The 18567-nt window shown below is 65.1% G+C and carries 22 protein-coding genes and 1 pseudogene; 21 read left to right on the top strand and 2 right to left on the bottom strand.

Annotated elements, in window-relative coordinates; genetic code table 11:
• The first annotated feature begins 89 nt into the window (after positions 1-89).
• The 18 genes from C8J30_RS12755 (at position 90) to C8J30_RS12665 (ending at position 15474) form a co-directional block, all read left to right on the top strand.
• Positions 90-506 carry a HutP family protein gene (locus C8J30_RS12755; protein ID WP_110806324.1) on the top strand — a complete coding sequence of 139 codons (417 nt, stop codon included), beginning with the start codon at positions 90-92 and terminating at the stop codon, positions 504-506.
• Between the two features lie 492 nt (positions 507-998).
• Positions 999-1934 carry a triphosphoribosyl-dephospho-CoA synthase MdcB gene (gene mdcB, locus C8J30_RS12745; protein WP_110806237.1) on the top strand — a complete coding sequence of 312 codons (936 nt, stop codon included), beginning with the start codon at positions 999-1001 and terminating at the stop codon, positions 1932-1934.
• A gap of 134 nt (positions 1935-2068) precedes the next feature.
• Positions 2069-3277 carry a Na+-transporting malonate decarboxylase, carboxybiotin decarboxylase subunit gene (madB, locus tag C8J30_RS12740; RefSeq protein ID WP_110806236.1) on the top strand — a complete coding sequence of 403 codons (1209 nt, stop codon included), beginning with the start codon at positions 2069-2071 and terminating at the stop codon, positions 3275-3277.
• Between the two features lie 29 nt (positions 3278-3306).
• Entirely contained in the window at positions 3307-4137 is an 831-nt protein-coding gene (locus C8J30_RS12735) for a biotin--[acetyl-CoA-carboxylase] ligase (RefSeq protein WP_110806235.1), read from the top strand.
• Between the two features lie 30 nt (positions 4138-4167).
• Entirely contained in the window at positions 4168-5841 is a 1674-nt protein-coding gene (mdcA, locus tag C8J30_RS12730) for a malonate decarboxylase subunit alpha (protein WP_110806234.1), read from the top strand.
• Positions 5842-5855: 14 nt separating this feature from the next.
• Positions 5856-6167 carry a malonate decarboxylase acyl carrier protein gene (gene mdcC, locus C8J30_RS12725; protein WP_110806233.1) on the top strand — a complete coding sequence of 104 codons (312 nt, stop codon included), beginning with the start codon at positions 5856-5858 and terminating at the stop codon, positions 6165-6167.
• 13 nt (positions 6168-6180) lie between these two features.
• Positions 6181-7137 (top strand): biotin-independent malonate decarboxylase subunit beta, encoded by a 957-nt coding sequence (locus C8J30_RS12720; RefSeq protein ID WP_110806232.1) that lies wholly within the window; start codon positions 6181-6183, stop codon positions 7135-7137.
• Between the two features lie 20 nt (positions 7138-7157).
• Positions 7158-8051 (top strand): biotin-independent malonate decarboxylase subunit gamma, encoded by an 894-nt coding sequence (gene mdcE / locus C8J30_RS12715; RefSeq protein WP_110806231.1) that lies wholly within the window; start codon positions 7158-7160, stop codon positions 8049-8051.
• A 29-nt stretch (positions 8052-8080) separates the two neighbouring features.
• Positions 8081-9169, top strand: a complete 1089-nt coding sequence (locus C8J30_RS12710) for an AMP-binding protein (protein ID WP_110806230.1) — start codon at positions 8081-8083, stop codon at positions 9167-9169.
• Position 9170: 1 nt separating this feature from the next.
• Positions 9171-9923 (top strand): malonate decarboxylase holo-[acyl-carrier-protein] synthase, encoded by a 753-nt coding sequence (gene mdcG, locus C8J30_RS12705; RefSeq protein WP_110806229.1) that lies wholly within the window; start codon positions 9171-9173, stop codon positions 9921-9923.
• Positions 9914-10123 carry a biotin/lipoyl-containing protein gene (locus C8J30_RS12700; RefSeq protein WP_110806228.1) on the top strand — a complete coding sequence of 70 codons (210 nt, stop codon included), beginning with the start codon at positions 9914-9916 and terminating at the stop codon, positions 10121-10123. The genes mdcG and C8J30_RS12700 overlap by 10 nt, the downstream gene beginning before the upstream one ends.
• A 64-nt stretch (positions 10124-10187) precedes the next feature.
• Positions 10188-10598: a malonate transporter subunit MadL gene (madL, locus tag C8J30_RS12695; RefSeq protein ID WP_110806227.1), complete on the top strand. Its 411-nt coding sequence runs from the start codon at positions 10188-10190 to the stop codon at positions 10596-10598.
• A gap of 1 nt (position 10599) precedes the next feature.
• A complete protein-coding gene (gene madM / locus C8J30_RS12690) occupies positions 10600-11361 on the top strand; it encodes a malonate transporter subunit MadM (protein WP_110806226.1) in 762 nt (253 codons plus the stop codon).
• Between the two features lie 66 nt (positions 11362-11427).
• Entirely contained in the window at positions 11428-12186 is a 759-nt protein-coding gene (locus C8J30_RS12685) for an energy-coupling factor ABC transporter ATP-binding protein (protein ID WP_110806323.1), read from the top strand.
• Positions 12183-12791, top strand: coding sequence for an energy-coupling factor transporter transmembrane component T family protein (locus C8J30_RS12680; protein ID WP_110806225.1), 609 nt, complete (start codon positions 12183-12185; stop codon positions 12789-12791). Before C8J30_RS12685 ends, C8J30_RS12680 begins: the two co-directional genes overlap by 4 nt.
• Before the next feature lie 18 nt (positions 12792-12809).
• On the top strand, positions 12810-13385 hold the full coding sequence (locus C8J30_RS12675; protein WP_110806224.1) for a biotin transporter BioY: 576 nt from the start codon (positions 12810-12812) through the stop codon (positions 13383-13385).
• A 76-nt stretch (positions 13386-13461) separates the two neighbouring features.
• A complete protein-coding gene (locus tag C8J30_RS12670) occupies positions 13462-14418 on the top strand; it encodes a bile acid:sodium symporter family protein (protein WP_110806322.1) in 957 nt (318 codons plus the stop codon).
• A 111-nt stretch (positions 14419-14529) separates the two neighbouring features.
• On the top strand, positions 14530-15474 hold the full coding sequence (locus tag C8J30_RS12665) for a pirin family protein (RefSeq protein ID WP_110806223.1): 945 nt from the start codon (positions 14530-14532) through the stop codon (positions 15472-15474).
• A 284-nt stretch (positions 15475-15758) separates the two neighbouring features.
• On the opposite strand, the gene C8J30_RS12660 is transcribed toward C8J30_RS12665, so the two are convergent.
• Positions 15759-15989 carry a helix-turn-helix domain-containing protein gene (locus tag C8J30_RS12660; protein WP_110806222.1) on the bottom strand — a complete coding sequence of 77 codons (231 nt, stop codon included), beginning with the start codon at positions 15987-15989 and terminating at the stop codon, positions 15759-15761.
• Positions 15986-16609, bottom strand: coding sequence for a helix-turn-helix domain-containing protein (locus C8J30_RS19305; RefSeq protein ID WP_342767543.1), 624 nt, complete (start codon positions 16607-16609; stop codon positions 15986-15988). The genes C8J30_RS12660 and C8J30_RS19305 overlap by 4 nt, the downstream gene beginning before the upstream one ends.
• A 99-nt stretch (positions 16610-16708) precedes the next feature.
• Between C8J30_RS19305 and C8J30_RS12650 the strand changes: the two genes are divergently transcribed.
• The 3 genes and pseudogenes from C8J30_RS12650 to C8J30_RS19060 form a co-directional block, all read left to right on the top strand.
• Positions 16709-16915 (top strand): hypothetical protein, encoded by a 207-nt coding sequence (locus C8J30_RS12650; protein WP_023912155.1) that lies wholly within the window; start codon positions 16709-16711, stop codon positions 16913-16915.
• Complete coding sequence (locus C8J30_RS12645; RefSeq protein ID WP_110806220.1) at positions 16915-17634, top strand: nucleotidyl transferase AbiEii/AbiGii toxin family protein; 720 nt, start codon at positions 16915-16917, stop codon at positions 17632-17634. The genes C8J30_RS12650 and C8J30_RS12645 overlap by 1 nt, the downstream gene beginning before the upstream one ends.
• A gap of 183 nt (positions 17635-17817) precedes the next feature.
• A pseudogene (locus tag C8J30_RS19060) lies at positions 17818-18567 on the top strand (IS3 family transposase); the annotation flags it as partial.

The following is an 18567-nucleotide window of genomic DNA, read 5'->3' as shown; positions in this document are numbered from 1 at the left end:
ACGGGCGCACGGCGGCTTGATCATCGCGATTGAGCCCTATCCCGCCTGCCGCTATGAACGGCGCGAAACGGGTCGGATCGGAACATAAAATGGAAGTTGTCGCGGATCGTATCGGCAAGGCCGCCATCATGGCGGCGATCAGCAGCCGGGAAGAGGAAGAACTGATCAAGGAGCAGATCCTGAGCCACCCGACCTGGAAGGTGGGCATCACCTATGTCACCGGGCGGCGGTCGGAAATCGAGAAGGGCTTCGTGAAATCGATCGTGGCCTGTGCGCTGAATGCGCAGGTGGTGCGCAATCGCCCGGGCGAGATTCACGGCGTGATCCATGCCGGGCTCGAATGCCTGAACGGGGTGAGTTCGTCGGTCGTGGCCGAGTCGAACCTCAAGCTCAAGGTGGCGCTGGTGGCCGATGGCCATTGGGTGGCGGTCGCCGCGCATGGCGAATCGGCCTTCCATCCGATCACCAACCACGAGCGCATCGGCTTTGGGGTGATGCATATCTAGCTTGTCAAACCTGCATGGCGGCGGCGATCGGGGTCGCAATCGCCTGTGGTCGTTGACGAAATCGCGAGCGGCGGGGGCAGTGTCGGCTGCCGCCCGCCGCTGTTGCAAAGGCCCGTTTCATATGGCCAACCGCATGATTTTTCGCTGAATAATTGCAAATGTGCGGCGCAATGTCGCATCCTCTTGCCCCTTGAAAACGACTTCTGGACAAGCGGAACCGACGGGCGTAACGATTGCGCCATGCTCCGGATCACGAACCATCACAGGAACGTGAGGCGGGGCCGCCCGAAAGGGCCGTGATCCCGTGATGAGCCGTACTGCCCGTGTGGGGCGAAGGTGCGGCTGACGAACCCAAAGCGCCGCGTGAGCAAGTGACAACGGTGTGGCGCATGTCTGACGGTCTCCCCGACCAGATGTAATCTCTGCATTGGCCGTGGAACGCCTGGCGTTCACGAAGCGCCGCGCTGCCGTCAGTTGCGCGGGACTAATACCATGAAATACGCGTTGCGCAGGCCGCTGGACTGGTTCAGCGATATGGCCCTGTCACCGCATTCCAGCGCCTGGTCCATCGGATCGGCTTTCCTGACCGGGGCGCTGCTTGAAATCTCCACCCATCCCAAACCCGGTCTGGTGACGCCGCTTTCGAACGGCGCGCATCGGGACATGACGCTGCAGACCTTCATGGTCTCGTCGGCGGTCATTGCCCCCTGCCTTTACCAATGCGCCGAGGCGGGTCTGGGCCATTCCGGCCCGGCGCTTGGCCTGCTGCCGCAGGTCCGCGAGATTGGCGCGCTTTACGAGGCGCGGCTCCTTGCGGCGACGGGTGGCATCAACACCCAGCGCGGCCTGCTGTTTTCGGCGGGGGTGCTGTCGGCTGCGGCCGGGATCGCCGCGCGCAAGGCGCCGATCGCCGGGGCAGGGGAGCTGTTCGCCATTGCCGCCGCGATGGTCAGCGGTATCTGCGACCGCGAGCTGCGCGGCACGCTCGACCGCGAGCCGGTGACGGCGGGCGAGAAGCTCTTCCGGCAATATGGCGTGCTGGGCATCCGCGGCGAGGCCGAGGCGGGCTTTCCGACCGTGGCCACGCTTGGCCTTCCGGCGCTCACCGAGGCGCGCGCCGCCGGGGCGACGCTGCCGATCGCGCTCTCGCACACGCTTCTGGCGCTGATGAGCGGCACCGAAGACACCACGGTCCTGTGGCGCGGCGGCCTGGAAGCCCTTGAATTCGTGCGCAACTCCGCGCGCGAGATCATGGCGATGGGCGGCGCGCTGACGGGGACGGGGCTTGCCGCCATCCACGCCCTCGATGCCCGCTTCATCGCGCGCAACATCAGCCCCGGCGGCGCGGCCGATCTTCTGGCCGTCACCATCGGCGTCGACACGCTCTCGGGGGGCAGCCTGCCGCCCATCCTCTCCTCCAACCTCTGAGGCATCCCATGCACATCATCACCTATGCTGTGTTCAGTTATCTGATCACTGCGGCGATCTCCTTTGCCGTGATCGGCGTGATCGTCGGCATCTCGAAACTCCTCTCCTCCCCCAACGCATCCTGAGGCGCTCAAATGCTTGAGACCCTGTTCAACATCTTTCCCGGTATCGGGACCCTTTTCATCCAGGACCCGCTGATTTCCTTCGCCCGTCTGGCGCTGATCGGTCTTGGCTTCCTGCTGGCCTATCTGGGCTTCAAGCGCACGCTTGAGCCGCTGATCATGGTGCCGATGGGCCTTGGCATGATGGCGGTCAACGCCGGTGTCATGATCCTCGAAGGCGGCCAGATCGGCACGCTGGTGATCGACCCGATGGTGTCGGACACCAACGCGCTGATGAACATCATGCAGATCGACTTCCTGCAGCCGGTCTACAACCTGACCTTCGTCAACTCGCTGGTCGCCTGCATGCTCTTCATGGGCATCGGCACGATGGCCGACATTTCCTTCATCCTGGCGCGGCCCTGGGCCTCGATCGCGGTGGCGGTCTGTGCGGAACTCGGCACCTTCGTGACGCTGGTGATCGGCTACTATTGCGGTCTGACGCCCGGTGAAGCGGCGGCCGTGGGCACGATCGGCGGCGCCGATGGCCCGATGGTGCTCTTTGGCTCGCTGATGATGGCGAAGAACCTCTTCGTGCCGATCTCGATCATCGCTTACCTCTACCTGTCGCTGACCTATGCCGGTTACCCCTACCTTGTGCGTTGGCTGATCAAGCCCGAACACCGTGCCATCGAAGTCGAATACGATTTCCCCGATGTCACGCCGCAAGCCAAGTTCGTCTTCACCGTCGTCGCTGCCGGCCTGCTCTGCCTGCTGCTGCCCGTCGCCACGCCGCTGATCCTGTCGTTCTTCCTCGGCGTTGCGATCAAGGAAGCGGAAATCGAGCCCTACCAGCAATTCCTTGAAAACACGGTCACCTATGCGTCGACCCTGTTCCTGGGTCTGGTGCTGGGGACGCTGTGCGAGGCGAAAACCCTGCTCGACCCGCAAGTCGCCATCCTGCTGATCCTTGGCATCACCGCGCTCTTCTTCTCGGCGCTGGGCGGCATCGGCGGCGGCTATCTGATGTGGTGGATCTCGAAAGGCAACTTCAACCCCGTCATCGGTATCGCCGGCGTCTCCTGTGTGCCTTCGACCGCGAAGATCGCCCAGAAGGAAGCCGCCGCGGTCAACCCCTACGCCATGATCATGCCGCTCGCCATGGGTGCCTCGATCTGCGGGGTGATCGTCTCGGCCATCGCCGTCGGTGTCTTCGCCTCGACCATCGGTCTCGTCCACTGAACCGCTGACCTCCTGAAAGGAGCCCTCCCATGACCGCGCACCATCCCGACCTTCTCCCGAACCTCCCGACGCTTGCGCTTCCCTTCCGGCGTCGGGGCGGGATCGGCTGCGCGGTCCACCACCGGCCTGTTCTCTCCTCGACGAACACCTTCCTGGCCGGTCTGGCGCGGAGGGGCGCACCGACAGGCACCGTCGTCCTTGCCGATCATCAGACGGCAGGACGGGGCAAATACGACCGTCGCTGGGTTTCGCGTCCCGGTGAAAGTCTGCTCGCCTCGGTGCTTTTGCGTCCCTCCCGCCCTCTCGCCGATCTGGCACAGGTGACGCTTGTCATCGCCGTTGCCGCGGCCGAGGCCATCGCCCGCACCACGGGTCTGGCACCGCAAATCAAATGGCCGAACGACCTGATGGTCGAAGGCCGCAAGCTCTCGGGCATCCTGTGCGAAATGGTGATGACCCCCGAGGGCGATCTGGACCACATCATCGCGGGGATCGGCATCAACCTTGCCCAGGCCCGCACGGATTTCCCGCCGGAACTGCAAGCCATCGCCACCTCGATCAGCGCCGAAACCGGCCGCAAGGTGGATCGCTTCGAACTGTTCACGGCGCTCATCGACCGGCTCGATTACCGGCTTTCCGAATGGGAACGCCTCGGTTTCGAACCCGCCCGCCACGCCTGGTCGGTGCGCTCCTGCACGCTCGGCCGCCCCGTCATCCTCGCCGCGCCGCATGCCCCCCGTCAGGGCATCGCCGAAGCGCTTGGCCCGGATGGGGCGCTGTGCCTGCGCGACGCCGACGGCACCCTTCACAGCGTCATCTTCGGCGAGATCCCCCTCGTCGCGACGCAAGCAACCCTTTGAAAACCCTCTGAAGGAGGAAGACGAAAGCAAATGACGAACGACGACAAGCGCAACAGCTGGCGTAAGCGGGCGGCAGATACCGCCGCGCGCAAGGAGGCGGCAGCACCCCTCTTCGTCAAGGGCAAGGAAGTGCTGGCCAAGGATACCGTGGCCCTTCTGGAAGCGGTGATCCGCCCCTTCGACATCGTCAACATCGAAGGCAACAACCAGAAACAGGCCGATTTCCTTGCCGACTGCCTGAACAAGGTGGACCGCGGCAAGATCCACGACCTGCACATGGTGCAATCGGCCGTGCCGCTGCCCGCACATCTTGATCTGTTCGAAAACGGCATCGCCAAGAAACTCGACTTCGCCTTTGGCGGCCCGCAAGCCGGGCGGGTGGCGAAATTCATCGAGAACGGCAAGATCGAGCTCGGTGCCATCCACACCTATCTGGAACTCTTCGGCCGCTACTTCCTCGACCTGACGCCGCGCGTCTCGCTGGTCTGCGCCTACAAGGCCGACCGCAAGGGCAACCTCTATACCGGCTTCAACACCGAAGACACCCCGGCCATCGTCGAGGCGACGAAGTTCCGCGAAGGCATCGTCATCGCGCAGGTCAATGAAATCGTTGACGAACTGCCGCGTGTCGACATCCCGGGCGACTGGGTCGATGCGGTCATCCAATCGCCGAAGCCCTTCTTCATCGAGCCGCTCTTCACCCGTGATCCCGCACTGGTCACCGACAGCCAGATCCTGCTCGCCATGCTGTGTCTGAAGGGCATTTACGCCGAATATGGCGTGACCTCGATGAACCACGGCATCGGCTTCCTGACCTCGGCGATCGAGCTGATCCTGCCGACCTATGGGCTGGAACTGGGGCTCAAGGGCAAATGCTGCACGCATATGATCCTGAACCCGCATCCGACGATGATCCCGGCGATCGAAGAGGGCTGGGTCGACACGATCCACTGCTTCGGCGGCGAACTCGGCATGGAAGACTATGTCGCCTCACGGCCGGACATCTTCTTCGTCGGGCCGGATGGCTCGCTGCGTTCGAACCGCGCCTTTGCCCAGACGGCCGGGCATTACGCCATCGACATGTTCATCGGCGGCACGCTGCAGATCGACAAATACGGCAACTCCTCGACCGCGACGGCGGGCCGGGTCGCGGGCTTCGGCGGCGCGCCGAACATGGGCTGCGATGCCAAGGGGCGGCGCCATCCGACCGATGCCTGGCTCAAATGCGGGCAGGAACTGCCCTCGCTCGAGCGCGACATCGGCAACATCCCGCGCGGCAAACGTCTGGTCGTGCAGGGCGTCGAGACCTTCGGCGAGGGCCGCAAGCCGGTCTTTGTCGAGGAACTGGACGCCTGGAAACTGGCGAAAAGCGCGAACCTGCCGATCCCGCCGGTGATGATCTATGGCGACGACCTGACCCATATCGTCACCGAGGACGGCATCGCCTACCTCAACCGCTGCAAGGACATGGAGGCCCGCATGGCCGCCATCCGCGCCGTCGCGGGCTTCACCGAGATCGGCCTTGCCGCGAAACCCGAGGAAACCCGGGCGCTGCGCGAGGCGGGCATCGTGAAAACCCCGGCCGACCTTGGCGTCGATCCCAACCGCGCCACCCGCGACCTGCTCGCGGCCAAGAGCATGCGCGATCTCGTGACCTGGTCCGGCGGCCTCTACAACCCGCCCGCCCGTTTCCGCAACTGGTAAGAAAGGCCCAGATCATGGCTTTGCATACCCTTGAGCTCGACCTTGCCGCCAGCGCGGCCAAGGTCACCCTTCCCGCCCCCAGCCACACCGGTGTCACCGGGTCGAGCGATCTGGAAATCATGCTGACGCCCGCGCCCCTTTCGGGCCGGGTGACGGTCAAGATCGTCACCCCGGTCACCGGCTTCGACCCGCTCTGGGCCCGCGTGATGCAGAAATTCCTTGATGAGACGGGCCTTTACGACACCGCCATCGAGATCAACGACAACAACGCCACCCCCGCCGTCGTGCTGTTGCGCCTGCAACAGGCGCTGGCCGCGGCGCTCTGAGGCGAAGACGACAATGACCAACTGGACAGACCTGCAATCCTGCCGCTTCATCGAAGCCTCGGCGCGCGAGCGTGCCATCGGCCTCGTGGACGAGGGCAGCTTCACCGAACTCGCCGGGCCGTTCGACCGGGTGACGAGCCCGCACTTGAAACTGCTCGGCGACGCCGTGGCCTTTGACGACGGCATCGTCACCGGCGTGGGCCAAATCGGCCGCACCCCGGTGTTCGTGATCTCGCAAGAGGGTCGCTTCATCGGCGGCTCGGTGGGCGAGATCGGCGGCGCCAAGATGGTGAACACGATCAAGCTCGCCATCGACTTCCACGACGAGCTGGTCGCGAAATTCGCCGATCTCGACGAGGAAGAAAAGCCGATGGTGGTGATCTCCTTCGAGACCGGCGGCGTGCGGCTGCATGAAGCCAACGCCGGGCTTCTGGCCCATGCCGAGGTGATGGACCAACTGCAAAAGGCCCGCGGCAAGGTGCCGGTGATTGCGCTGATCGGCTCGAAAGTCGGTGCCTTCGGCGGCATGGGCTTCGTCGCCGCCGCCACCGACGTGATCATCATGTCGGAATTCGGCCGCCTTGGCCTGACCGGCCCGGAGGTGATCGAGCAGGAAATGGGCAAGGAGGAATTCGACGCCTCCGACCGCGCGCTTGTCTTCCGCACCACCGGCGGGCGGCACAAATACATCATGGGCGACGCGAATTTCCTTGTCGAAAACAGCATCGCCGCCTTCCGCGAACAGGTCTCGGCGCTGACCGGCCTCTCGATCGAGGCGTTTGAGGAAATGCGCCGCATCGGCTCTTCCGCCAAGGTCAAGGCGCAGCTGCGCGCCGTGGCGCTGGCCGCGCAGATGCAGCCGGGCGACGCGACCGAAGTCTGGTCGCATGCCGGCAACACCGACGCCTGGGGGCTGATCGACCTGCCCCTGAGCGACTTCCTCGCCCGCGTCGAGCGGCTCAGCGTGTGACCCCGGAAAGGAGTGAAATCATGGAAATGCAAGAAAGCATGATGGGCCGGGGCCGCGACGCGATCGAGATGATCGTGGATGCTGGCAGCTTTGCCGAGGGCACGGTGGGCACCGAGGCCTTCGCCGATCCCGAATTCGGGCCGGGCGCGGTCGTCGGCACAGCGACGGTGCAGGGCACGCTCTGCACGATCATCGCCTCGGACGGTGGCGCGATGAACGAGAAATTCCCGGTCGTCTACGCCGGGATCATCGGGCTCGAGGAAGGCTACAAGATGGCGGAAGCCGTCTATGCCTCGATCGCGGCCGATGCCGAAAAGCCGCTCGCCGAGAAACGGCCGCTGGTGCTGATCGTCGACACCCCCGGCAACGGCCCGGGCAAGGTCGAGGAAATCTTCGGCATGAACAAATCGACCGCCGCCTATCAATTGGCGCTGGCCGAGGCGCGGCTGAAGGGCCATCCGATCATCGCCATGGTGATCGGCCGGGCGATCTCGGGGGCGTTCCTGTGCCACGGGCTGCAAGCCGATGCGATCCTGTCGCTTGATGCGCAATTCGGCACGATGATCCATGTCATGCCGCTGACATCGGTCTCGCGGATCATCCGCAAGGATCTGGAAACGCTCGAAGATCTGTCCAAGGCCAGCGCCGTCTTCGCCGCCGGTCCGCGCTTCTTCCACTCGCTCGGCGGCGTCGAAGCGCTGGTCGAAACGGTCGAGGGGATGCGTCCGGCCATCGCCGCCCGCATCGCCGAGGTCCGCACGGCCAAGGCCGAGGGGCGGCAGGACGATCTGGGCCCCTGGGGCCGCGGCAAGCTGGGCGAAGCCCGCGGCGGCCGCACCGAGCGCCCGCGCGTCATCGCGCTGATGAACCGCGAATTCGCGGAAGTGGCCGGGCGTTACGCGCCCGCCCGCTGAAAGACTGACGAGCCCGAAGGACGAAACAGATGCCTGACGATCTTGCTGCCCTTGAAGACGCGCTGACCCTGTTCGGGTCGGCGCCGACCTTGGCCGAGATGCCGCGCCGGTCGCTTGCCCAGAAGGGTATCGACGGCCCCACCGCGGCGCATGTGATCGAGGAGGTCCACACCCCCTTCAATCTGGCCTATCTGACCTTCACCACGGGCTCGTCCGCTTTCCAGACCATCGTCGGCGTCACCCATGCCGAATTGCCCAACCGCACCGCCGTCGCCCGGGAGATTTTCGGGCGGCTGCAGGTGGGGCAGGGGGCGCGGATGCTGGTCACCTATCCGCCGCTGGTCAATGTGTTCTCGAAACTGGCGCTGGATGTCTGCGGCATCGACTGGAGCCATCTGCACCGCTCCAGCCGCGATGCGCTGCTGGTCGCCGCCTGCCGCACGCAACCGCGCGTGATCCTTGGGGAATCGTCCTTCCTGCGGGCGAGCCTCGAACAGGCGCTGGAGCTGGGGCTGAAGCGCGAGATGCCGAAGGACTGCGTGCTTTTGTGCGCGGGCACGCCGCTTGATGCCGAACTGCTGCCGGTGGCCGAGGCCTTCGGCTACAGCGTCCACGATCTTTACGGCTGTCAGGAATTCGGCTGGCTGACGCTCGATGGCCTGCCGCTGCGCGAGGATATCGCGTTGGTCGCCTCGCCGCTTGGCGATCCCTGGCGCGAGTTGGTGGTGGGCGGGCTGCCGATGGGCGACAGTTTCGTCGTCTCGGAGGCGGGCCATGTCTGCGACCGGACCGGCCAGATCATCACCTATCGCCGCGCGCGCACCTATCCCGAATACGAGGTGATCGTCACCCACACCCCGATGAGCGCCGCCGAGACGGTCGAAAAGACCGCCCGCACGATCCTGCGCATCAAGAGCCGGGTGGTGAAGGTTTCGCCCGATCTGGTGACGGGGGCTGCGGCGACGCGGCTGGAACTGGTGCCCGCCCTCGCCACCCCCGCCGCGCCGATCGTGATCGAGGGGCCCACGGCCACCGCGCTTTTCGACACGATGGTGTTGGCGCAGCGCGAGATGAGCCGCACCGCCAAGACCGACCCCGCCTGGATCAAGAGGCGCTGAGATGTTTCGCAATCGACACAGCCTTGCCCATGTTTCGCCCGCCTCGCGCCCGGGCATCCTTGCTGCCGTCCTCGACGCCCTGCCAGAGCAGATGCGCGACGGGGCGACCCGCAAACTCGTGCGCGACGCGATGAGCAAGGCGCATATTCCCGGCATCGTCTGCCGCCCGACCGGCCCCTGCCCGGATGGCGGCGGCCAGCTCGGCTTTGCCTTCCCGTTCCGCCACGGCGCCGAACGGGTGCGCGCGGCGGTGCCGGTGCGGCGCGGTCAGGTCACCGCCTTCTTCACCCCCTACGAGGTGATGGAGCGCGCGCTGATCCTTGGCGCGAGCCTGCATCCGGCCCTGCCCGAGATCGCCCGGATCGGCGCGGTGACCGGGGTCGAGATCGGCCTGATCGGCTCGGCCGCGCTGCAGACGGTGACCGGGCTGCCCTATCTGCGGCCGGGTTCGGACATCGATCTGGTGGTGCGGGCCGACAGCCTGCCGCCGCTGGCCGCCGCCGCCCGGGCGCTGGAGCGGCTGTCTTATCGTCAGGCGATTGCCATCGATGCCGAGGCCGATCTGGCGGGGGGCATCGGCGTCAAGCTGACAGAACTCGTGTCGGGCGCGGCCACGGTGCTGGGCAAGACCATCACCGGCGTCGAGCTGATCGAACGCGAGCGCCTGAACACCGTTTTCGCGGTCCCGTCCCAAGGGCGGGCCGCCCCGCAACACCCAATGAAACAAGCCGAAAGGAGAAGGCCATGGATGTGAAAGTGAAGATGCCGTCGGTCGTCGTGTCGATCGAGGTCGCGGTGGGCGCCACCGTCACCAAGGGGCAATGCCTCGCCGTCGTCGAGGCGATGAAGATGAAGAACGAAATGCCCGCGCCGCTCGACGGCACGGTGAAATCGATCGCCGTCGCTGCCGGTGATCGTCTGAAACCCGGTGCGGTGATCATGAGCATCGAATAAGGACAGGCGGACGGGCGCCTGCACGGGGCAGGCGCTCTTCTCCGCCGATCAAGGAGGACAAGACATGTTGATTTACGGGGTCTCGCTGATGAGCGGCTGCCTGATCGCGGGTGTGATCATCGGCAAGCTGATCGGGCATATGGTCGGCATCGACGCCGATGTCGGCGGCGTCGGCATCGCCATGCTGCTGCTCGTCGTCATCTCGCGCTGGTTCATCGATCGCGAGCGGATGTCGGAACTGGCGCAGGACGGCATCAAGTTCTGGTCGGCGATGTATATCCCGATCGTCGTTGCGATGGCCGCCAGCCAGAACGTCGTCGCGGCTTTCGATGCGGGCACCATGGCCTTCATCGCCGGTTTCCTGCCGGTGGTCGCGGGCTTCCTGCTGATCCGTCCGCTCTCGGCGCTCAGCGGCTCGTCCGAACCCGAAGATGCGGCCAAACCGGCCAAACGCGCTGCGCAAGGAGCGAAATGACATGCTCGACATCATCGTAGGAACGCTCGAGAAACTGCCGCTGATCACCGCTTTCGCCATCGTCGGCGTGATCATGTGGATCTCCTATGCGATCGGCAAACTGGTCAACAACCGCATCCACGGCTCGGCCATCGCCATCGTCGCGGGGCTTGTGCTGGCCTATATCGGCGGCAAGGTCTCCGGCGGCACCAAGGGCATCTCGGACATCTCGCTGTTTGCGGGCTTCGGGCTGATGGGCGGCGCCATGCTGCGCGACTTCGCCATCGTGTCGACCGCCTTCGGCGTGAAACTTGAAGAAGTGAAAAAGGCCGGTCTGGCGGGCGGCATCGCCCTTGTGATCTCGGTCATCATCTCGACCGCGGTCGGCGCGGCCGTGGCCTATGCGTTTGGCTACACCAGCGTCGTGGACATGGCGACGATCGGCGGCGGCGCGACGACCTTCATCGTCGGCCCGGTGACCGGCGCGGCGCTGGGCGCCTCGTCCGAGGTGATCGCGCTTTCGGTGGCGGCCGGTGTGGTGAAATCCATCGCCGTGATGATCCTGACGCCGCTTCTGGCGAAACCTGCGGGCCTGACCACTCCGGCGGCCGCTGCGGTGTACGGCGGTCTGATGGGCACCACGAGCGGCGTGAGCGCGGGCCTTGCCGCGACCGATCCGAAACTCGTGCCCTACGGCGCGCTGACGGCCACGTTCTACACGGGCTTTGGCTGCCTGATGGTTCCGTCGGTTGGTTACATGACCCTCGCTGCCCTGTTTGGTTGATCTTCTTCCAGGAACGCTCAACCGGACACTCAAGCCATGCAACCGAAAGTGAAATGGAGCACCAAGATGTCATATTCAAGTGTCGCGACGTTTCACACTTGCGCGCAGGGTGCCGCAGGCGGAGAGATCCTCTCCCCGCCTGCGGCCACGAGGATCGAAATATCCTCTGTTTTCCAAAGATTTGCCGAGGCCGAGGTGCTGTGCGGCATCGATCTTGAGGTGACGCAACGTCGCGTCGCGGTGGTCGGGGCGAATGGCTCGGGCAAAAGCACCTTCGCGCGGCTTCTGAACGGACTCGTGCTGCCCAGTGCCGGAACGGTGCGCATCGACGGGCTGTGCACCGCGCGCGACACCAAGGCGGTGCGGCGCAAGGTCGGCTTCGTGTTTCAGAACCCCGATACCCAGATCGTCTTTCCGACGGTCGAGGAAGACGTGGCCTTCGGCCTCAAGGGGCTGAAGCTGAGCGCGCCCGAGCGTGCCGCGCGGGTCGAGGCGGTGCTGGATCACTACGGCCTTGGCGCGCTGCGTGGCCAATCGGCGCACAAGCTTTCGGGCGGGCAAAAGCAGCTTCTGGCCATTGCCGGGGTGCTGATCACCAAGCCCGATTGCGTGATCTTCGACGAACCTACGACGCTTCTGGACCTGCGCAACGCCCGCAAGGTGGCGCAGGCGATTGCGGAGCTGCCGCAGACCGCGGTCGTCGTCACCCACGATCTGGGTCTTGTGGCCGCGTTCGACCGGGTGCTGGTCTTCGACAAGGGCCGCGTCGTCGCCGATGACGTGCCGAACCGCGCGCTCGACGCCTATGTGCGGAGGATGCAATGACCTCCCCCCTGCATCGTCTGCCGGCCAGCGCGAAACTGGCCGCGCTGGCGCTGTGCGGCACGGCCGCGATGGCGATCGGCGACTGGCGGCTGATGACGGTCTTCCTTGCGCTCGTCGCGCTCGGCTTTCCGCTGGCGGGTCTTGGCCCGCGGGTGCTTCTGGCGCAGATCCGGCCGCTTTTGTGGATGCTTGCGCTGCTCTTTCTCGCGCAGGGCTGGCTCGCCTCCTGGCCCGTCGCGGCGCTGGTCGTGACCCGGATCGCGGCGCTGATGCTGCTGGCGAGCCTCGTCACCCTGACCACCCGGACCGAGGCGATGATCGCCACCGTCGAGCGGTTGCTGGCCCCGCTCGCCCCCCTTGGCGTGAACCCGGCCAAGGTCGGCCTCGCCTTTTCGCTGGCGCTGCGTTTCCTGCCGGTGATCGGCGAAGAGGCCGAGCGCGTGCGCGAGGCGCAGGCCGCCCGTGGCCTTGGCACGCATCCCGTGGCGCTGATCGTGCCCTTGATCGTGCGCGTGCTGAAGGCGGCCGACGACGTCGCCGCCGCCATCGAGGCCCGCGCGATCGAGGACCTGCCCGAGCGCGACAGCGCTCGCGCGACCCATTGACCCTAAAGGAACCCCTCCATGTCCTCCTCTCGTATCGACACCCGCGACATCGTTCTGATCGCGCTTTTTGCGGCGCTGACCGCGGCGCTTTCGATCTTTCCGCCGATCACCCTGCCGCTGATCGGCGTGCCGATCACCGCGCAATCCATGGGGCCGATGCTGGCCGGGGCGATCATCGGCGCGCGCCGCGGGGCGCTGGCGATGTGCCTTGTGGTGGCGCTGGTCGCCATCGGCCTGCCGATCCTCTCGGGCGGGCGCGGCGGCCTTGGCGTCTTTGCCGGGCCGACCGTCGGCTTCCTGCTGGGCTGGATCCCCGCCGCCTATGTGACGGGCTTGCTGCATGAACTCGGCTGGAAGCGCCTGACCGCGATCCGCTCCTTTGCCTTCGCGGTGATTGGCGGCATCGTCGTGCTTTACGGCGCGGGCATCCCGGTGCTGGCGGTGCAGGCGGGGCTGTCGCTCAAGGCCGCGGCGCTTGGCTCGGCGCCCTTCATCCCGGGCGATCTGGTCAAGGCGGTGATCACCGGCGTGATTGCCGTCGCGGTGAAACGCGCCTGGCCGATCATCGGCACCCGCGGCCAAGCTTCGGCCTGACGCCTGCACGAAGACAGTTGCAACCGCGCCGGGCTTTCCGCAAGGAAGGCCCGGCACCTGCGTGAAAGGACCCGCGATGAACCCGCTCAAGCGCTTCGGCATCGATACCTACATGCTGCTTTTGATGGCCATGGTGGGGGCAGGGGTCCTTCTTCCCGCGCAGGGGCTGATTGCGGTCGGGCTGAAGCAGGTCACCTGGTGGGCAGTGTCGCTGCTCTTCTTCCTCTACGGCGCCAAACTCGATCCACGCTCGGTGCGCAGCCAGTTGATGAACTGGCGCCTGCAGGGGCTGACGCTCGCCGCGACCTATCTGCTGTTTCCGGTGCTTGGCCTGATCTTCTGCACCGTCTTCGGCCCGCTGCTGGGGGCGCAGGTGACGCTTGGCGTGCTGTTCCTTGCCGTCCTGCCTTCGACCGTGCAATCCTCGATCGCCTTCACCGCGATTTCGGGCGGCAATGTGCCTGCCGCGATCTGCGCCGCCTCGCTGTCGAACCTGATCGGCGTCGTCCTGACGCCGCTTCTGGTGACCCTGTTGCTGAACCGCGGGGGGGTCAGCACCGGCCCCGAGGCGATCATCGGCATCGCAAAGCAGATCCTTGTGCCCTTCGCACTGGGGCAGATCCTGCGCCCGCGCATCGGCGGCTTTGTCGCGCGGCATCGTCTGCTGACGATGGTGGTCGATCGCGGCTCGATCCTGCTGATCGTCTACGCGGCCTTCAGCGCGGGGACGGTGGCGGGGCTCTGGCAGGCGATCCCGGCCTTGCGTCTCGTCACGCTCGCCGCGGTGATCGCACTTTTCCTGGCGCTCGCGCTCATCATCATGATCCGCGCCGGGAAATTCTTCCGTCTGCCCGAGGCGGATCGATCGGCGCTGCTCTTTTGTGGCGCGACGAAAAGCATCGCCACCGGCCTGCCGATCGCGGCCGCCCTGTTTCCGCCCGATCAGGTCGGCGCCATCGTCCTGCCCGCGATGCTTTACCACATGAGCCAGCTTCTGGTCTGCGCCTTCCTTTCGCAACGCCCGCGCCGCTGAGGCCCGGCCGCCAGGATCGGTGCACGCCTGCACAGAACCCGCGCGCGTCTTGGCCGAGACGCGCGCCGAATGCGCCCTATATTCTGCTCATCCCCGCAACAGGAGGCACGGATGAGCTGGAACCCGACGCAAGCGCATGACGCCCCCGGTCTTGGCCCGATCGAGACCCTGATCATCCCCCGCGCCCGCGACATCGGCGGCTTCGAGGTCAAGCGCGCGTTGCCCGCCCCCGCGCGGCAGATGGTCGGCCCCTTCATCTTCTTTGATCAGGTCGGCCCGGCCGAGTTTCTGACCGGCGGCGGCATCGACATCCGCCCGCATCCGCATATCGGGCTGGCCACCGTCACCTATCTTTACAAGGGCGCGTTCGAACACCGCGACAGCACCGGCGCGCATCAGATCGTGCATCCGGGTGCGGTGAACTGGATGATCGCGGGGAGTGGCGTGACGCATTCCGAACGCACGAGCCTCGAGATGCGGGCCCGGCCCGGATCGCTCTTCGGCATCCAGACCTGGGTTGCGCTGCCCGAAGCCGAGGAGGACCGCGCGGCGAGTTTCGAGCATCACGGCAAGGAGGCGCTGCCGTTCCTGGAAGACGAAGGCAAGCAGGTGCGGCTGATCCTCGGCCATGCCTGGGGCGCGACCGCGCCGGTGAAAACTTTCTCCGAGACGTTCTATGCCGATGTCGTACTGGCCGCTGGCGCGCAACTGCCGCTGCCCGACGAGCACGAAGATCGCGGTGTCTATGTGGTCGAGGGCGCGGTGACAGTCGCGGGTGACACGTTTGAGGCGGGTCGGATGATGATCTTTCGCCCCGGCGACCGGATCAGCCTGACCGCCGGGCCGCAGGGCGCCCGGCTGATGGCGCTCGGCGGTGCGACGCTCAATGGCCCGCGCTATGTGTCATGGAACTTCGTGGCCTCGTCGCGCGAAAAGATCGAGGCCGCCCAAGAGGCCTGGGCGCAGGGCGACTGGGATCACGGCCGCTTCCGCCTTCCCCCCGGCGATAACGCCGAATTCATCCCGCTGCCCGAGGCGCTGCAGCCGAAGCCCTGAGCCAAGCTTACAGAAAACGGTTCCTCGCCCGGATTCGGTCGAGAACCATCAAGGGCGCAGCATGAGGTGGAGTACAGCCTGTTTTGGCCGAATGTCATGGTGTTCAAGGGGATGGGATGGTGCTGCAAGAGAGGATTGAATTATCGAGCGCTCCTTGCGAATCAATGACTTAGATGAGGTTCTGGCAAACTGGCAGGCGAGCATTCTGGCAAAAGATGACGCGGCGTAAAGACACATTTCGAAGCCGCTCCATTCGAACGAAACGGCACCACCCCGAGCTCGGTTCATCGTATCCCGGTTGAGGTGCAATCGAAAGAGGAGGGGCTGACCTTCACCGTTGCGACGCCGCATCCCGCGTCAAGAAGCTCGCGTAACGCTCGCACACGCGCGGGCGTCACCTTCGGATCGCGACCACCACTGATCACGCGGATGAACTCGATCCATGCCTTCTCGTTCTCGCTCAGCTGGTCCCACGGTCCCAGCGGTCCCGTCGGCACCATGAAGAGATCGCTCATTTGCCGAAGATCCCACGCAGCGTGCTCCGCCCCCGCGCCGTGATCCGAGGGTCGCTGTTGACAGATGCATCGCGCAGTTCGTCCAGCCAAGCCTTCTCGTTCGCGGTAATGGGCGTGCCGAAGATCTCGGTGATCGCCTTCGCCGCCGTCACGCCCACCGCCTGTTCAAGCGCAATGCGCATCAGATACGCCGGGTCGACCTCGAGCGCCTTCGCGAGCGACGGCACCCGGTCGAGTGGTAACTTGCTTTTCCCCGACTTCAGGATCGAGATGAAGTTCGCATTCGCGAAGCCGGCCTCGGCCGCGATTTCGTTCTGGGTCTTGCGATGTGCGAGCGCATCGACGCGGTCGGAGATGAGCCGGGCGACTTCGCTGGTTTTGAAAGGGGTCGTCATTGTTGTGTTCGTCTCGCTGTTGTTGCTGATGAAACGACCGTAACGAACCGCACCGAGCGCGTCGGGTGGGAGTTGCGCATGAAAGACCGGGATATGAATGCACGACCGAAGTCCTAGAAAAAACGCTTGGTGGTGATGGGGATGCAGCCGGTGCCAGCCGGTTGGGGGCGTCTGAACCCTCCACTCCCGGTGAAACGAAGCGCGCCGGGTCAGGGAATGCCACATTAACGCAGTGCCAAGGTCTGGGGCGCAAAATGACTTTGAAACAGGGGGCGCGGCGCTTATATTGGGAGGGCGGATGATCCTGAGCCATCCGAGGATGACATGACCATCAATGTGAACGACTATCCGCAGTTGCGCCAGCTTTGCTGGAACCGGCCCGATGGCGCGGTCCTGGACGGGCAAACTGCGCTTGCGCTTTATGAGCGCAACTGGCGGTTTGTCGATCAGGATGCATTCACCCCGCGTGAACAGGAGCTTCTGGATCGCCTCGTTGCCGACTATGGCAACGGGCATCTGATGGTCGCTTGATGGCTGCGCCGCAGGGGGCGGAACTCTTCACACGCCGTCATCACAACGACATCCTTCATGTTCTGCGCTGCCTGAACGGCGACTTCCTGCGCGAGGCTGAATGCTACTTCGGTGGTGGAACGGCGATCGTTCTTGAGCTCGATGAATATCGCGAGAGCGTGGACGTCGACTTTCTCTGCGCGTCGCAAGAGGGGTATCGCAAGCTGCGTCAGGCGCTTTGGGGCGGATCGGACCTTGCGGGCTTCTTGCGTCCGGGGTCGGGGCTGCGGCTATTGCGCGATGTCCGGATGGATCAATACGGTATCCGCACCCTGATCGGTGTGGGCGATGTCGCGATCAAGTTTGAAATCGTTCGCGAAGCTCGGATCGAACTGACCGGAGAAATCGATCCGCGCTACGGCGTTCCGGTCCTTTGCCGTGATCACATGTTTGCCGAAAAGCTCCTGGCGAATGCCGATCGTTGGAATGACGCAGGGGTGCTCAGTCGCGACATCCTCGATCTGTCGATGATGATCTCGCGGTGGGGGCCAATTCCGGCGGCGGCTTGGGTGATCGCCGAGGGTGCCTATGGGGACACCGTGCGCAAGGCTTACGACAAGGCGGCCGAGCGCATTCGCGCTCCCGAGTGGCTTCGAAAGTGCATGCGCGACATGGCGATGGACTCTGACCTTGAGACGGAGATCTTGGCGGTGCATGGCGGTCCGGTGTCTTCGACCTGAGACGCGCTCTCAGACTCACGCAGATGGTCACGGGCTGCACCTGCGATGTATTCGACCGGGGGGAGCCAGAACATTCTCTACGAGGACAAACTGGATGAAGCGAGTTTTTTGCAAAAAATGTGCTGTGACCCCCGATAACTCGTCCATCTGATGCTAGAGTCCGTCCCAATGAGAGGACCGGACATGAAGAGATCGAAGTTCACCGAAGAGCAGATCATTGCGATCCTGCGAGAGCAGGAGGCGGGTGCGACGACGGCAGAGGTCTGCCGCAGGCACGGGATCAGTAGCGCCACTTTCTATGCCTGGAAGGCGAAGTTCGGCGGCATGGAGCCGTCGGAGGCGAAGCGTCTGAAGGCCCTCGAAGACGAGAACGGCAAATTGAAGCGGCTGCTTGCCGAGGCGATGCTCGACAACACCGCGCTGAAGGATCTTCTGTCAAAAAAGTGGTGACGCCCGCCGCCAGGCGCGAGGCCGTCGCCCATCTCAAAAAGGGCTACGAGATGAGCGAGCGGCGGGCGTGTTCCGTGATCGGGGCAGATCGGTCGTCGGTGCGGTATCGGCATCGGCGCCCCGATGATGCTGCGTTGCGCGATGTGCTGCGCGCCGCCGCCGAGACGCACCGAAGGTTCGGGTATCGACGCCTGCATGTCATTCTGCGCCGCGATGGCCATGTGCTGAACCGCAAGCGCACGCAGCGGCTCTACCGTGAGGAGGGGCTTGCGGTGCGTCGGCGTCGCGGCCGCAAACGTGCCATCGGCACACGGGCACCGCTGGTGACCGAGGCTGTGGCGAACGCGCGCTGGTCGGTCGATTTCGTCCAGGACCAGTTCGCCGACGGGCGGCGTTTCCGCATTCTGAACGTGATCGACGATGTCACCAAGGAGAGCTTGGCCGCGGTGGTCGACACCTCGATTTCCGGCCGCCGCGTTGCCC

Source organism: Rhodobacter viridis, from assembly GCF_003217355.1.
Classification (GTDB): Bacteria; Pseudomonadota; Alphaproteobacteria; order Rhodobacterales; family Rhodobacteraceae; genus Rhodobacter; species Rhodobacter viridis.
The sequence above is the reverse complement of the archived record's forward strand: the minus strand, read 5'-3'. Positions and strand labels throughout refer to the sequence as shown.